The organism is Streptomyces sp. NPDC054770 (assembly GCF_053611985.1).
Genome location: NZ_JBSHBL010000059.1, coordinates 8,354 through 22,885, shown reverse-complemented (window position 1 = coordinate 22,885; position 14,532 = coordinate 8,354). Strand labels below are relative to the sequence as shown.

The window sequence follows — 14,532 nt, the reverse complement described above, 5'->3', positions numbered from 1 at the left end:
TCGCGCAGCAGCCTATCGCGCGTGCGGGTCGCCGCCCGACGGCACATGGTGGTGGTACGGCACGAGCGGCGGCGTCTCCCGCGACCGGCCGGGGCGACGGGAACGACAACCGGACCGGCCGAGGAACGGGAGACTGTGAGGCGCCGACCCGGGCATCGTATTCATCGGCGCCGGCGTTGTCTCTGGTACGTCTGGTAGGCCTGATACCTCTGGTACCGCAGATATCTGTGGTGCCTCCGTCGTCTCTGTTGGGGAGTCCGACATGACCACACCCCGCGACCTGTTCCTCGTCACCGTGTACGACGCCGCCGCCCGGCCCGTCGAGCAGGGCGACCTCTCGCTGGCGCTGGCGGGAGCCGAACTGGTCGATCTGCTCGACGCCGGGGCGGCCACGCTCGACGGCGACCTCGTCGTGCCCGCTCCGGCGGGCGGGACGGGTGACCGTCTCCTCGACGAGGCGGCGGCGGCACTGCGGCGGGAGACGCCGCATGAGTCGGTCGAGGACTGGCTGTGGCGGCGGGGGCGCGGTCTGGGTGCCGCCTATCTCGACGCCCTGGAGGCGGACGGGACGGTCGCCCGGCAGCGGCGGCGCTGGCTGCCGCTGCCGACCGGGCGGACCGAGCCGGCCGACTCACCCGAGCGGGTCCGGGCGCACGAACGCTGGGCGTCGGGCGAGCCCGTGCTCGCCGCCCTCGCGGCCGCCGTGGGTATCCAGGACGAGGCGGCCAAGGACCTCACGGGTGCGGCACCCGAGACGACCGTGACGGTGGTGGCCGCGGTGGGCGACGCCGTGACGGAGCTCGCCGCGGTACGGCAGCGCCGGGAGATCGAGGACGCGGCCTTCGACAACGTCTGGCGCGGCCTGTGACGGCCGCCGTCCGCGACTGACCCGCCCGGCGTCCGGGCGAACGACAGCTCCCCGGCAGGGCCCCGCGTCGGCGACCGATGCGGGGCCCTCACTTGAGGCCGCTGAGCATGACGCCCCTGATGTAGTACTTCTGCAGCAGCAGGAAGAGCACCAGCACGGGCAGGACGCTCAGGACCAGACCGGCCATCACGATGGGCAGGGTGCGCGTCGGGTCGACGTAGTCCTGGAGGAACTGGATGCCGACGGGCAGGGTCATCACGTCCGGGTCGGCGGTCGACACCAGCAGGGCCCAGATGTACTCGTTCCAGGCGTCGACGAAGGTCAGCAGGCCGAGGGTGACCAGCACCGGCTTGGTCTGCGGGACGACGATCCGCCACCACACGGCGAACTCGCCGGCGCCGTCGATGCGCGCGGCCTCCAGGACCTCGTCCGGGATCGAGACCATGAACTGGCGCGTGAGGAAGATCCCGAAACTGCTGACGAGGAACGGCATGGCGAGCGCCAGGATGCTGACGGTCAGCCCGGCGCCGCCGCGCCCGAGCAGGTCGTTGCCGCCCGCGAGCGGCCAGTGCACCAGGATCAGGAAGTGCGGGATGAAGAAGAGGAACGGCGGGAACATCATCGTCGACAGCACCAGACGGAAGACGAAGTCCCGGCCGGGGAAGCGGAGTTTGGCGAGCGCGTAGCCCGCGAGGGACGACGTGAGCAGCACCGAGCCGGTGATCATGGCGGTGGCGACGACGCTGTTGCGGAAGAGCACCGGCAGGTCGAGCTGGTGGATCGCCGCCCGGTAGTTGGACAGGTCGAACGCCCTGGGCAGGAACCGGTACGGCAGTGTGCCGGCCTCGTCCGGTCCCTTGAAGGACGTCATCAGCATGTCGGCGAACGGCACCACGGTGAGCACCGCGCCGGTGCCGACGAGCAGATACGACAGCCACGGGAAACGGCGGCGGATCACGCGTCCTCCCCCTTGCGCCGGAAGAGCCACAACTGCGCCAGCGTGACCGCGAGGACGACCACGAACAGCACGAACGCGGCGGCGCTCGCGGTGCCCCAGTCGCCGTAGGAGAAGGCCTGCCGGTACATCTCGAGGGCGGCCACGTCGGTGGCGTCCCCGGGGCCGCCCCTGGTCATCACGATGATCAGCGCGAAGGACTGGAGGCCGGTGAGGAACTGGGTGACGCACACGAACAGCAGCGACGGCCGCAGCAGTGGCAGCGTGATCCGCCAGAAGACGGTCCCGGGCCCGGCGCCGTCGAGCGCGGCGGCCTCGTAGTACGACTCGGGGACGGACTTCAGCCCGGCGGTCAGGACGAGGATCGCCGAGCCGACGGAGGCCCAGGCCTGGACGACCACCACCGCGGGCAGTGCGGTGTCGGGGTCCTGGAGGAACGCCACCGAGCCGAGCCCGACGGCGTTGAGGACACCGTTGACCAGGCCGCCCGGCTGGTACATGTACTTCCAGACGTTGCCGACGGCGACGACGGTGGTGACGATCGGCAGGAAGTACAGGGTGCGCCACAGGCCCTGGAACCGCAGCTTGTCGATGCAGGTGGCGACGAGCACGGACCCGGCGAGCGCGAGGACCACGGTGCCCAGGGCGAACAGCAGCGTGTTGGTGAGGATCGGCGTCAGGAACGTCGCGCCGTCGGCGAACAGGCCGGTGAAGTTGTCCAGGCCGACCGGGTGGATGTCGCCGAGGTCGAACCCGGCCCAGCGGGACGTCGACAGCAGCACCGCGAAGCCGAGCGGCAGGGCGAGGAAGACGGCGTAGAAGAGCAGCGTGGGAGCCAGGAAGAGGTAGGCGACGACGGCCTGGCGGCGCCGGTTCCGGGCGCGGACCCGGACGCCGACGGAGGCGGACCCGTCGTGCGCCGCCTGTTCGGTCGGCTCCGGTGCCAGGGTGGCGTTCACCATGACCGCGACACCTCCTGATCGACCTGGCGGCGAGTGGCGCGCAGGGTCTCGTCGACCGTCTGCTGACCGGTCCACAGCGCCTCGATGTTCTTGCGCAGCAGCGACTTGGCCTGCTGCGCGCCCGGCACGTTCGGTTCGGGTACGGCGTATGCCAGCGCGTCCAGGAAGGGGTGCAGGTTCGGGTCGCCGCCCGTGCCGAGGAGTGTCCGCATGTCGTCGGCGCGGCCGGTCAGGGAGCCGACCGACGCCTGCAGGGCGCTCATCCGGGTCGCGCCGCGCACCTTCTCGGCGTTGAGCCAGTGCAGGAACTCCCAGGACTCGCGCGGGTGTCGGCTCGCGGTGTTGACGCCGAGCATGAAGCCGGTGGAGAGCGTGGCGCGCCTCCCGGCAGCCTCGGGAAGGGGCACGGGAGCGACGCCGACGTCCCGGTAGGCGGTGCCCATCAGCGCCTTGAGGTTCGCGGTCCACCAGCCGGCGCTGATCACCATGGCGACCTGTCCGGAGGCGAACGCCTGGTAGACGTTGACGCCGGGGGCGCTCGCGCCCTGGTCGACGAGGCGGCGCTCCAGGTCGAGGACGGCACGGCCGGCCGGCGAGTCGATGGCGGTGCTCTTGCCGTCCGCCGAGACGAACCGGCCGCCGGCGGCGTTGAGCAGGGCGAGGGTCTGGCCGACGGTCGTGGAGTCGTCGAAGGTCGACAGGCCGAACCCCTGGACCAGGGTGTTGCCGTACCGGTCCTGCCGGGCGGTGCGGCAGGCGGTCCGCTCCAGTTCCGGCCAGGTGCGCGGCGGGCCTTCGACGCCTGCCTCGCGCAGCAGCCGCCTGTTGTAGTAGAGGGCGTACGTCTGCATCTCGGTGGGGTAGCCGTAGACCTTGCCCTCGACCGACGCGGAGCCGACCGCGGCGCCGCCGTAGCCGCGGTGGATCTCCTCGGCGTGCTCGGGCGGCGCGACCCGCAGCACGCCTGCCCGGACGAGCTGGCCGTTCCACAGGCAGTACGGGTGCAGGATGTCCGTGCCCTGGCCCGCGGCCTGCCGGACCATGAAGGTGGTCAGCAGGTCGGTGAACTCGACGGCCTTGGTCCGCACCTTGACCCGGTCGTGCAGGGCGTTCCACTCGTCCACCGGCTTCTGCAGAGCCTTCTTGAGCTCCCCGCTCACGTAGTGGGAGAGCAAGGTGAGGACGACCGGATCGCCGGGCCGCCCGGTGCCCTCGTGCGGGGCGGCGCAGCCGGAGGCGATGAGCGCCGAGGGCAGTGCGAGCGCGAAGTGACGTCGGCTCAGCGATCGACTCCGCGATCGGCTCGGTGACGGTGTCACCCGGCTGCCTCCCTGCGCATCACCCGGAACACCCGGGTCGTGGTGAAGCCGCTCTTGCGGTAGAGGTGGCCCGCCGGGGACTGTGCGCCGGTCCACAGGAACCACGCGGTGTGCGCGCGCAGCGCCCGCATCCGCTCCAGGACCAGGTGGAGCAGGACTTCGCCGAGGCCGGTGCCGCGCATCTCCTCCAGCACGCCGATCGGGCCGAACCGCTCGTCCACCGAGTCGAACGCGCCGTGCATCGCCCAGCCGACCATGCGGCCCCCGGGATCGCGGGCCACGACGATCCGGTCGAGCGGGGTGCCCGCGGTCAGACACGCCCGGATCGTGCCCGCCCAGTCCGGCCCGAAGCGGCCCCCGGCGAGGGCGAGCAGGTCCACCAGGTCGTCGTCGGCCGGGGTGCCGAACCGGTAACCGCGCGCGGTCAGTTCGGCCACCCGGCGCGCGACTTCGTCCGGGAGGCGGTAGCCGACCAGGACACGGTCCATCGCCGCGGCCTCGTACAGGGTACGAAAGCCCAGGGAGTCGAGGAGCCCGGCCGCCTCCGGGTAGGCCTCGGCGTCCAGGCCGGGGAACACGTAGTTCGGCGTGTACGAGGAGAAGTCGATGCGGGTACGGCCGTGGCCGTGCAGCCAGTCGAGGGCCTCGGTCAGCAGCCGGCGGCCGAGGCCGCGCCCGCGGGCGTCCGGGTCGACGAAGAAGAACGGGATCCAGCCCTGCTCCGGCTCCAGGTCGGTGCCGGCCATCGGGGTCAGCCGGCGCACCGCGTAGGCGGCGCCGACGACCCGCTCGCCGTCGACGGCGACCCGCAGCCCCTGCGGGTCGAAGTTCGGGTCGAGCAGCACCAGGGAGCGGAACCGGTCCGCGGAGATGGCGTCGGCGGGCGCGCTCCGCCGCCACGCCTCCCTCACCTGTGGTCCGTCGCCCGCGCGGAAGCCGCGGATCGCGGCCCGGGCCGTCGTGGTGCGAGTCGTGAGATCGGTCATCGACGGGTTGTCCTTCCGAACGGGGCGGCGGGTGTCGGGGAGACGGCGGCGGACCTCGAGTTGGGCGCGGCGGGTCTCAGGGGTAGAGCAGCACGTCGTCGCCGGCCCATCGGCCGGGCGGGGCCGGCGGGTCGCACAGCGGCAGCGGGTCGTCGCCCGCGTCGACGGCGCGCCGCAGCCGGTCGGACCCCCACAGCAGATCGACGAAGTGACGGTGGCCGGTGCCCTCGGCGCCGCCGTCCGTGGTGTGCCAGGCGAAGTCGTCCGGGTACAGCCGCCGTAGCGTGGCGAGCATCGCGACGGCGGTGCGTACCGGTGCGAACGACGCGCGGTCGGTGACGTGGAGCTGGACCCCGCGCAGCGGCCGCCCGGCGTGTTTGTGGAAGGCCGGTACGAACCGCAGGTCGCGGAAGTGCACGCCGGGGAGGGCCAGTTCGGCGAGGGCGGGTGCGAACCGGGCGTCGAGGTAGGGGGCGCCGACGATCTCGAAGGGCTGGGTGGTGCCCCGGCCCTCCGAGAGGTTGGTGCCCTCGAAGAGACAGGTGCCGGGATACACGGTGGCGGTGGCGGGCGTCGGGATGTTCGGCGAGGGCGCGATCCAGGGCAGGCCGGTGGCGGCGGCGTCCATGGCGCGCCGCCAGCCGAGGGCCTCGATCACCGTCAGGTCGGCCGGGGGGCCGGCCGCCCGGGGCCCGGCCGAGGTGTTGAGATACCGGGCGAGTTCGCCGCAGGTGAGACCGTGCCGGACGGGGATCGGGGCGCGGCCGACGAAGCTGGCCCACCCCGGGTCGAGCACCGGGCCCTCGCTGACGAGTCCGCCGAGCGGATTGGGCCGGTCGGCGACCACGAACCGGATGCCGGTGCGGGCCGCCGAGACCATCAGGTCGAACATGGTCCACACGTAGGTGTAGTACCGGGCTCCGATGTCCTGGAGGTCGTGGACCAGGGCGTCGACGCCACTGTCGATCAGCAGTTTGTCGAGCCGCTCGCCGTCGCACCGGTAGGTGTCGTGGACCGGCAGGCCGGTGTCGGGGTCGGTCCGGGCGGTCTCGCTCTCGCCTGCCTGGCCGGTCCCGTGCAGTCCGTGTTCGGGCCCGAACAGGGCGACCAGCGGCGCGCCGGCCGCGAGCAGCGCGGGTGCGGCCGGGCGCAGGCCGGGCAGGACGCCGGTGTGGTTGGTCACCAGCCCGAAGCGGCCGGGCCCGGCGAGTCCGGGTGCCGCGTGCAGTCGTGCGATCCCGGTGGTCACCGTGACGCGGTGGTCCGTGCTCATTCCCTGCCCCGTCTGCCGGTGACACCTCTCTCAAGCAACGGTCAGGAATTTACCCATATATCAGGCCATTCCAGCAGTGAATCGCCGACGGCAACGATCCCACCTAGCGGAACAGCAGCGGGATGAGCACGGGGACCGCGGGGGCGAGGAGGTAGAGGAAGATGCCGGTCATGGCCTTGCGGGTGGTGACCGGCAGGACCGGCTTCGACCAGACCTGCGCGATGGCCGCGTTGCGCGCGTCGCCCGGGGGTTCGTTGTCGTACAGGTACCGCACGTGGGCCTTCTTCGCGGTCAGGGCGGAGTGGTAGCCGATCGAGGACGGGTACACGATCACCAGCATGTCGACGAGCATCACGATCAGCACGATGAAGACCATCCACGGTCTGGCCGGCAGCCAGATCATGAAGAGGACCAGCAGGCCGATCATGTGGGCGAGGGCGGAGCCGTAGGTCCACAGCATGAACTGGCGCAGCGGGCGCAGCCCCTGGAAGCCGTCGCTGTCGTACCGCATGTTCGGGGTCACCCCGAAGCCGAGCAGGTCGGACCGGTACAGGTAGACGGTGAAGACGACGCCCATGACGAGCTGTTTCGACAGGACGTAGAAGGCGTGGGTACCGGCCACGCACAGGGCGGCCGCGAGCTCGGGGTGCCGGTGCCAGTTGCCCCACCAGCCGTCGTACACCGTGGTCCGCCAGGCCCGGCCGGAGACGTCCGTGGGGTTCCAGGTCTCCATCAGGCCGTAGGAGTCGACGTAGCGGTACAGCAGGAACGTGCCGCCCGCCATGGCCAGCAGGAGGGACAGCGACACCCACCAGCGGCCCAGCACCCGGAACCACTGGTTGGTCTTCCGTGCCAGCTCGTTGAGGCGTCGGACCTCGTCTTCGAGCAGTCTCTCGGTTCCTCCGTTGCGTTCGTTCATCTGCACGAAGGCGGCGATGGCCTGCACCTGCTGGCAACAGAAGACGGGGGTGACGAAGACGACCGCCAGGATGACGAGTCCCGCCGGGTCCTGCAGCAACGCCAGGCTGGCGCCGCCGAGTTCGGAGTGGCCGGAGAAGAGGTAGTCCAGGGCCCACCGCCGGCCGTCCCCGGACGACGGCCCGAGCGCTCCGGCGGCCTCGGCCAGGCCCAGCAGGGTGCCGCAGGAACCCAGGCTGATCAGCAGGATCTTGGTCTTGGCGGTGAGGGACCAGGCCCGCTCGCGGACCGGCGCCCGGGCGGTACGGCGCCGGACCACGGGCAGGCGGCGGGACAGGCGCAGGACGAGGCGGATCCCGGCGGGCACGGACTCCTGGAAGACGCCCCCGATCCGCTGCGGTTCCAAGGGTTCCAACCGCGCCATCCCCCGCCCCCCAAGGTGAAACGCGCAACAACACCTTTATAACCATCGCCGCGGCCGCTGCCCAGCCTGCTGGAGCACCCGTCCGGGGAAGCCGTTGCCCCGATGGTGTGACGACACCGGTCCCGCCGACTCCCGCGCCCTTCGCGGACGTTGGAACAGGTATGGGCCCCAGCGACACTCCCCCCTTCGCCCAACTGTCCGACGCCTACTGGCTGGACAGTCCCCACCTGGACGGGTTCGATCCCGATCCGCCGCCCCCGGCGCCGGGCTTCGCGTGGCGGACCGCGATGGTCGGCCTCTCGGCCCTCACCGTCGCGGTCGCCCTGGTGGTGGCCTTCGTGTGAGCCCCCGGCGGCGTCATGGCGGCCCGGCGTCCAGGTGGCGTCGTCGACGAGCCTGCCGCCGTAGCCGGGCAGCGACCTGCGAAGTTGCCGCCGCGTCGCCGGTGTCACCGCACTGCTCGGTCGGTTTGACCTCAGGAGTGCGCCGCCGTTACGGTTCCGGTCAACTGCCCTGACGCGCCCGGCGCGGATCGACGTCCGGCATCCGAGACGTGATGCGGGAAACCCCGCCGGCATCGGACTTTTCGTCGCGGCTCCCGTCTTGGACGCCGTCCGGCCCGATCACGATGAAGGCCTCATGTCATCCCCTAAATCACCAGGCAGCGGGGGCGGCGAACGCCTCGCCGACATAGCCGACGCGCAGCGGGCCGATCGTCTCGTCGGCCGGACGGCGGAGTTGGCGCTTGTCGACGGACTTTTCGATCCGGCCGCTGCCGAGGGCGTCGCCCTGATGCTGACCGGCGAGGCAGGCGTGGGCAAGAGCGCGCTGCTGGACGCTGCCGCGCGGCGAGCGGCCGAGGCGGGCTTCCGTGTGCTGAGGGTGGTGGGCTCGCAGTTCGACGAGGGCGTCAGCTTCTCCGCCCTGAACCAGATACTGCAGCCGTTGGCGGACGACATCCCCGGCCTGCTGCCACGGCAGGCGGAGACGCTCCGAGCGGTCCAGGGGCTGTCCGAGGAACCGCCGACCGAACTGCTCTCCGTCGCGAACGCCGTGCTCGCTCTGTTGTCCCGTACCGCTGCCGCGGACAGGCCCGTCGCGTTGGTCATCGACGACATGACCTGGCTCGACCGGCCCAGCACCGTGGTGCTGGGGACGCTCGCACGCTACGTCCGCGGCAGTCGCCTCGTCCTGCTCGCGGCGTCCCGGATCCACGAGGGCTTCCTGCCGAGCGGTGCCGGGATACACACGCACGAGGTTCAGCCCCTGGACGACCAATCCGCGAACGAGCTGGTGACACAGCGATTCCCCGCCATGACGGCCGGGGTCCGCCGGCGGCTGGTCGAAGCGGCCGCCGGCAACCCGCTGGCTCTGCTGGAGCTTCCCGTCACCCTCAACGAGGCCCAGCAGACGGAACGCGGACCACTGCCGACCGTGCTGCCACTGTCCGAACGGCTCAAGAAGGTCTTCGCCGTGCGGGTCGACGCGCTGCCGGACCCGACTCGGTATCTGCTCCTGCTCGCCGTGCTGGACGGCTCGGGTGATCTGCACGTCCTCCAGCGCGCGATGAGCGGCCTCGACGCCCTGGCCGACCTGGGTCCTGCCGAGAAGGCCGGACTGGTGCACGTCGATTCCCGGACGGGCCGCCTGGTCTTCCGGCACCCGCTCACCCGTTCCGCGGTCATGGAACTGTCGACGGTCGCGGAGCGCCGACGCGCGCATCTCGCGCTGGCAGGCGAGTGCCCGGAAGGATCCGAACGCCGGGCCCGCCACCTGGCCAACGCGACCGTCGGCCCGGACGATGCGGTGGCCTCACTGCTCCACGAGGTGGCCTACAGCACGCTGTGCCGCGGCGATGCCGTCGGCGCCATCACCACGCTGCTCCGCGCCGCCGATCTGAGCAGCGGCGGGACCGCCAAGGGACGCATGCTGGCCGAGGCCGCCTGTCTGGGCGCGAACATCGCCGGCGACCTGCGCAACGTACGCGCCCTGCTGGACAACGCCAGGCTCGCCGACCCCGTGAGCGCCGACTCCCTCGCGGTCGCGGCGACCGCGGCGAGTCAGCTCATCAACGGCGAAGGCGACGTGGACACCGCGCACAGGCTTCTCGTGAGCGCGATGGACAGCTACGCCCGCCCGAGCCCTGCCGAAGACCACATGCTCAACGAGGCACTGCACGTGCTGATCCTGGTGGGCTTCGCCGGCGGTCGACCGGAGTTCTGGCAGTCCTTCGACCGGATCGCCACACGCGTTCAGCGCCGGACCTCCGATCACCTGCTGTCGGTCGTCCACTGCGCGGTCGGCGACCCGGCCCACAAGGCGCTGTCCGTCCTGGACGATCTCGACGGCCTCGTCTTCGCGCTCCACGGGGAGACGGACCACAGGCGTATCCTCCGCACCTCCATCTCTGCCACGTACACCGACCGCCTGCCCGGCTGCCGCAGCGCCCTCAGGCGTGTCGTCGACGACGGCCGGACCCGGGGAGCCATCACTTCGGCGATCGAGGCCCTCTTCATCCTGGGGTACGACGCCTACGCCAGCGGGCAGTGGGACGACCTCCGGAACCTCACCGCCGAAGGTCTGCGCTGGTGCGACTCCCGCGCATACGGTCTGCCGGCCTGGTCGGGCCGGTTCCTGGAGGGCCTGCTCGCCGCCGCGCAGGGCGACGACCGGACCGCGGGAGAGACCGCGGACCGCCTCGTGTCGTGGGCGAGCCCGCGGGGCCTGCGGCTGCTGCGTGTCTACGCCTCGCACATCCGCGCCCTGTCCGCGCTCGGCAACGCGGACTTCGAAGAGGGATACCGTCATCTGCGGTCAGTGATCACCCCTGGCGAGCTGCCACCGTACATGCCCCATGCCCTGTGGCTCTTCATGGACTTCGCCGAAGCCGCGGCCCGCACCGGCCATCACGCGGAGGCGGCCCGGCACATCGCGGCGGTCAGGAGTACCGGCATCCCGGCCATCTCGCCGCGGATGGCCATGCTGACCGACGGCGCCGAGGCCATGGCCACCACGGACTTCATCGATCACGACCTTTTCGAGAGGGCCGTCGGCAACCCCGATGCGGAACGGTGGCCGTTCGACCGGGCACGAATCCGTCTCGCCTACGGCGAGAGGCTGCGCAGGGCCAAAGCCCGCTCGGCCCTCGTGCATCTGGAGGCCGCGCTCAGCACGTTCCAGCGGCTGGGAGCCGAGCCCTGGCGGGCACGGGCGGCGAACGAACTACGGGCGAGCGGCAACCCGGTCAGGACGGCGGTGTCCGGGACCGATCCGGTTTCGACGCTGACGTCACAGCAACTGCAGGTGGCGCAGCTGGCCGCCACCGGGCTGACCAACAAGCAGATAGCCGGCCGGCTCTTCCTGTCACCCCGTACCGTGGCCGCGCATCTTCGCGGTGTCTTTCCGAAGCTGAACGTCACGTCCCGGGCCGGACTCCGGGACGCGCTCACCGGCCTGCCCCAGCAACCGCCCCCTCGAAGTTAGGCCAACCAGCCGAAGGCAGCGCCGGCAACGCGTTCGTAGTGTGAGGCGACCGGAGGTTCACCGGGCGCCGGGGCGCCTGATCCCGAGTGTGCCGTCACATCGTCGGACTTCCGAGTCAGTACTTCTGGATGATGAGGGGACACGCATGCCTGAAGCGGTCTTGAAGGCCTATGTGATGGGGCAGAGCTCTGAGGAATCGGACAGATTGGGCGTTCAGGATTCGCTCTACGCCGCGCACACCGAGTACCTCCTCAGGACGGCAGGCGTGCGGGAGGGGATGCGTGTCCTCGACGTCGGCTGCGGTACCGGGGCGGTGTCGCTCGCCCTTGCGCGAATAGTCGGCCCGGACGGCCATGTCACGGGCGTGGACATGGATCCGGCGGTACTTGCGATCGCCCGCAGGAACGCCGCGGCGCTGTCGACGCGCAACGTCGCCTTCGAGCAGGCCGTGCTCCCCGATGTGGAACTGCCCGAGCCCGTCGATGCCGTGGTGGGACGACTGATCCTGATCCATGTCGATGATCCGGTGGGGGTCGTGAAAGGGCTGACGCGGTCTCTGCGCCGGGGTGGTCTGGTGACGTTCCAGGATTTCAACGTGTCACGGTTGCGGGCCTTCCCCGAGGTTCCTCTGGTGACGCAGTGCCAGAAGTGGATCAGCGCGGCGTTGACGGCCGGCGGCCGCAACCCGGACATGGGCGAACAGCTGGCCCGGGTGCTGCGGGCCGCGGGACTCCCCGAGCCCGGCGTCGCCTGCGCCGTGCCGACCGGTGGCTCGGATTCGGCGGCGGTGACGCTCGTAGCCGAGAGCGTGCACAGCCTCATGCCGGTAATCGAGCGCAATGGCATCGCCGACCCCCGGGAAGTCGACATCGACACCCTCCACACCCGATTGGCGAAGGCGTGCCTGGAAAGGCAGGCGACGATCTATCTCCCGGATCTGGTGGCCGCCTGGGCACGAGCGGACTGAGCGCTCCGCTGGAAGTGCCGCACCTTTCCGTCTGCCGACTGCGGCGCCGTCATGGCTGGTCGCGCCCACGCGGCGGTAGCCGCATATCCGATACAGCCCCGCGCCCCTTCGGGGCGCTGCCGAACCGCAGCGGACCTCGCCGGACCTGCTTGGCGAACGTCGGCCTGGCACGACGGGGGCGTCCGGCTGGTGCGTCTGCGCAGTCGTCGGTCCCCCGTGGGAAGAGAAGTATCGTGACGAATGTCGTCGTGATCGGCGCCGCGCTCGGCGGCCTCCAGACAGCCATGCTCCTGGCCCGGGACGGCCATGACGTGACCGTTCTCGAACGGGATCCGGAGCCGCCGCCCGCCGACCCGGAGTGGTCGTGGTCGCGTTGGGAGCGCCCAGGAATCCCCCAGATGCGCCTCCTCCACCTTCCGCTCGCCCGCTGGCGCCAGCTGGCCGAGGCCGAACTGCCGGACCTGGTGCAGCGGATGACGGCGGCCGGTGCGGTGCGCACGAACGTGCTGGCAACCGAACCGGGTCTGGGCGGCGAACTGCGCGCGGACGACGCCCGTTTCGAGACGCTGGTGGCCCGGCGTCCGCTCTTCGAGTCCGCCGCCCGCGACGCGGCCGAGGCAGCGGGCGTCAGGATCCGCTGGGGCGTGGCCTGCCTCGGACTGCGCGCTTCCTCCGGGGGCCGGGTGCCGCACGTGACCGGGGTGGCGACGAGTGCGGGAGAGACGGCGGCCGAACTGGTCGTCGACTGCACCGGACGCCGTTCCCGGCTCCCCGCCTGGCTGCGGGAGATCGGGGTGGAAGGGCCGCTGGAGGAGACCGGCGAGCGCGGCTTCACCTACCACAGCCGTTACTACCGCTCCCCCGACGGCGCTCTGCCCACCGACGTCTTCCCCCCGCTCGTCGAGCACGGCTCCCTGGGCCTGCTGCGCGTCCCCGCCGACCACGGCACGTACTCGATCTGCCTCATCAGCCGCACCCACGACCGCGAGATGCGCGACCTGCTGCGCCGGGAGGCCGCGTGGTCGGCGGCCGTGAGCCTCTTCCCCGGCGGCAGCACCTGGCTGGCGGGGCGGCCCATCACCGAGGGGATCCAGACCATGGGCCGCCTCACCCATCGCAGAAGGACGCTGTACGACACCGAACAGCCCCTCGTGACCGGGCTGGTGGCCGTCGGGGACGCCTGGGCGCTCACCGTCCCGACCCTGGGGCGAGGCCTGGCGATGAGCCTGAACCACGGTCTGATCCTGCGCGACCTGCTGCGCCGGGCGGACACCGGCGACCCGCCGGCCTTCGCGGCGGCGTACGCGAAGGCAACCGTCGACGGTCTGGGCTGGTCGTACCGGCAGTCCCGCACCTACACACGGCATCGGCTGGCGGAGATGGACGCCCACGCGGCCGGGATCCCTTATCCGGATCCCGACTGGCACCGGCTCCGGGCACTGCGGCTGCTGGCCCAGCGTGACCCGGACGCCCTGCGGGCAGAGCGGGCCGCCGCGCATCTGCTGCCGGAAGCACGGGACGAACTGCGCGCTCCCGCGCTCTCCGAGGCCGTCGCCCGCCTGGCCGCCGAGACGAAGGACTCCCTGCCGACCGGCCCCTCGCGCGCGGAGCTCCTCCACGCCCTCACCGTATGACCGAGGGGGGAAGGTGCCCTCGGCGCACTGACGCGTGCCGCGTTCCCGCAGGCCGTCACCGGCGAAGGACGCGTGGATCCGGGCGTGGCCGAGCGGCATGAGACGGAGGTGGGCCGGACCTGGCGTCACGACACGCCGACGGATGTCGCCCGGACGTGGGACGTTTCCGTGTCGCCGGGGCATCCGGGGGTGGTGACGGTGTGTGATGGCGTCGGGCCTCGGAGTTTCCGCGGCCCCGTTGTCACCGCTGTCACCGTTGTCGAACTTCACGAAGGACTTCACGATGCGCCTGCTCCGTCCGCTCGCCGTCGCTCTCGGCGGGCTTGCCCTCACCGTCATCACCATGGGTCCGGCGGCCGCCGCCCAGGGGACGTTCGTCTGGGTGGGGCCGAAGGGCAAGGCGTACGCCATCCAGAACCCGCCGGACCGCAAGTGCCTCGACATGGCGCAGGAGGCGCGCGGACCGCAGAACGCCACGAAGAAGGCGCTCGTCGTCTACAGCAAGCCGAAGTGCAAGGGCACCACCCACCGGGTCGCCCCCGGGCACTCGGCGGCCGGCAGCGTCCGCTTCGCCAGCGTGGTCTTCAACCCCCGCTAGGGCGAGGCCCGTTCAACCCTCCGGTTTCAACCCCCCGGTGGGGGGGGGGGGCGGGGGCGGGGGGGGGCCGCCCGCCGGGCGGGGGGGGGCCGGGGGGGGGGGGGGGCCACCCCCCCCCCCCCCCCCCCCCCCCCCCCCCCCCCCC

Annotated in this window: 12 protein-coding genes; 6 read left to right on the top strand and 6 right to left on the bottom strand. The window is 71.7% G+C overall.

Annotation, left to right across the window (positions count from 1 at the left end):
- Nucleotides 1–262 precede the first annotated feature (262 nt).
- A complete protein-coding gene (locus tag ACWGKQ_RS37305; protein WP_453296476.1) occupies nucleotides 263–868 on the top strand; it encodes a GOLPH3/VPS74 family protein in 606 nt (201 codons plus the stop codon).
- A gap of 88 nt (nucleotides 869–956) precedes the next feature.
- Here ACWGKQ_RS37305 and ACWGKQ_RS37300 read toward each other — a convergent pair whose 3' ends face one another.
- The 6 genes from ACWGKQ_RS37300 to ACWGKQ_RS37275 all read right to left on the bottom strand — a co-directional run bounded on the left by ACWGKQ_RS37300 (nucleotide 957) and on the right by ACWGKQ_RS37275 (nucleotide 7,696).
- Entirely contained in the window at nucleotides 957–1,826 is an 870-nt protein-coding gene (locus ACWGKQ_RS37300; protein ID WP_453296475.1) for a carbohydrate ABC transporter permease, read from the bottom strand.
- Nucleotides 1,823–2,785 (bottom strand): carbohydrate ABC transporter permease, encoded by a 963-nt coding sequence (locus tag ACWGKQ_RS37295; protein ID WP_453296474.1) that lies wholly within the window; start codon nucleotides 2,783–2,785, stop codon nucleotides 1,823–1,825. The genes ACWGKQ_RS37300 and ACWGKQ_RS37295 overlap by 4 nt, the downstream gene beginning before the upstream one ends.
- On the bottom strand, nucleotides 2,779–4,104 hold the full coding sequence (locus tag ACWGKQ_RS37290) for an ABC transporter substrate-binding protein (RefSeq protein ID WP_453296473.1): 1,326 nt from the start codon (nucleotides 4,102–4,104) through the stop codon (nucleotides 2,779–2,781). The genes ACWGKQ_RS37295 and ACWGKQ_RS37290 overlap by 7 nt, the downstream gene beginning before the upstream one ends.
- Complete coding sequence (locus ACWGKQ_RS37285; RefSeq protein WP_453296472.1) at nucleotides 4,101–5,090, bottom strand: GNAT family N-acetyltransferase; 990 nt, start codon at nucleotides 5,088–5,090, stop codon at nucleotides 4,101–4,103. The genes ACWGKQ_RS37290 and ACWGKQ_RS37285 overlap by 4 nt, the downstream gene beginning before the upstream one ends.
- Before the next feature lie 76 nt (nucleotides 5,091–5,166).
- A complete protein-coding gene (locus ACWGKQ_RS37280) occupies nucleotides 5,167–6,363 on the bottom strand; it encodes an exo-beta-N-acetylmuramidase NamZ family protein (protein ID WP_453296471.1) in 1,197 nt (398 codons plus the stop codon).
- 103 nt (nucleotides 6,364–6,466) lie between these two features.
- The gene (locus tag ACWGKQ_RS37275) at nucleotides 6,467–7,696 is read right to left on the bottom strand and encodes a hypothetical protein (protein ID WP_453296470.1); all 1,230 of its coding nucleotides are present in this window, start codon (nucleotides 7,694–7,696) and stop codon (nucleotides 6,467–6,469) included.
- 170 nt (nucleotides 7,697–7,866) lie between these two features.
- Between ACWGKQ_RS37275 and ACWGKQ_RS37270 the strand changes: the two genes are divergently transcribed.
- The 5 genes from ACWGKQ_RS37270 to ACWGKQ_RS37250 all read left to right on the top strand — a co-directional run bounded on the left by ACWGKQ_RS37270 (nucleotide 7,867) and on the right by ACWGKQ_RS37250 (nucleotide 14,387).
- Entirely contained in the window at nucleotides 7,867–8,049 is a 183-nt protein-coding gene (locus tag ACWGKQ_RS37270; protein WP_453296469.1) for a hypothetical protein, read from the top strand.
- Between the two features lie 295 nt (nucleotides 8,050–8,344).
- Nucleotides 8,345–11,188, top strand: a complete 2,844-nt coding sequence (locus ACWGKQ_RS37265) for an ATP-binding protein (RefSeq protein WP_453296468.1) — start codon at nucleotides 8,345–8,347, stop codon at nucleotides 11,186–11,188.
- 145 nt (nucleotides 11,189–11,333) lie between these two features.
- Nucleotides 11,334–12,155 (top strand): class I SAM-dependent methyltransferase, encoded by an 822-nt coding sequence (locus tag ACWGKQ_RS37260; RefSeq protein WP_453296467.1) that lies wholly within the window; start codon nucleotides 11,334–11,336, stop codon nucleotides 12,153–12,155.
- 233 nt (nucleotides 12,156–12,388) lie between these two features.
- Entirely contained in the window at nucleotides 12,389–13,789 is a 1,401-nt protein-coding gene (locus ACWGKQ_RS37255) for an FAD-dependent oxidoreductase (RefSeq protein ID WP_453296466.1), read from the top strand.
- Nucleotides 13,790–14,072: 283 nt separating this feature from the next.
- Nucleotides 14,073–14,387 carry a hypothetical protein gene (locus ACWGKQ_RS37250; protein ID WP_453296465.1) on the top strand — a complete coding sequence of 105 codons (315 nt, stop codon included), beginning with the start codon at nucleotides 14,073–14,075 and terminating at the stop codon, nucleotides 14,385–14,387.
- Nucleotides 14,388–14,532: the final 145 nt, after the last annotated feature.

What these genes read in the sequence shown, in the direction of transcription:
- ACWGKQ_RS37265 (WP_453296468.1), top strand. Translation starts at nt 8,345, where the DNA reads ATGTCATCCCCTAAATCACCAGGCAGCGGGGGCGGCGAACGCCTCGCC.
- ACWGKQ_RS37295 (WP_453296474.1), bottom strand. Translation starts at nt 2,785, where the DNA reads ATGGTGAACGCCACCCTGGCACCGGAGCCGACCGAACAGGCGGCGCAC.
- ACWGKQ_RS37285 (WP_453296472.1), bottom strand. Translation starts at nt 5,090, where the DNA reads ATGACCGATCTCACGACTCGCACCACGACGGCCCGGGCCGCGATCCGC.
- ACWGKQ_RS37260 (WP_453296467.1), top strand. Translation starts at nt 11,334, where the DNA reads ATGCCTGAAGCGGTCTTGAAGGCCTATGTGATGGGGCAGAGCTCTGAG.
- ACWGKQ_RS37250 (WP_453296465.1), top strand. Translation starts at nt 14,073, where the DNA reads ATGCGCCTGCTCCGTCCGCTCGCCGTCGCTCTCGGCGGGCTTGCCCTC.
- ACWGKQ_RS37280 (WP_453296471.1), bottom strand. Translation starts at nt 6,363, where the DNA reads ATGAGCACGGACCACCGCGTCACGGTGACCACCGGGATCGCACGACTG.
- ACWGKQ_RS37270 (WP_453296469.1), top strand. Translation starts at nt 7,867, where the DNA reads ATGGGCCCCAGCGACACTCCCCCCTTCGCCCAACTGTCCGACGCCTAC.
- ACWGKQ_RS37305 (WP_453296476.1), top strand. Translation starts at nt 263, where the DNA reads ATGACCACACCCCGCGACCTGTTCCTCGTCACCGTGTACGACGCCGCC.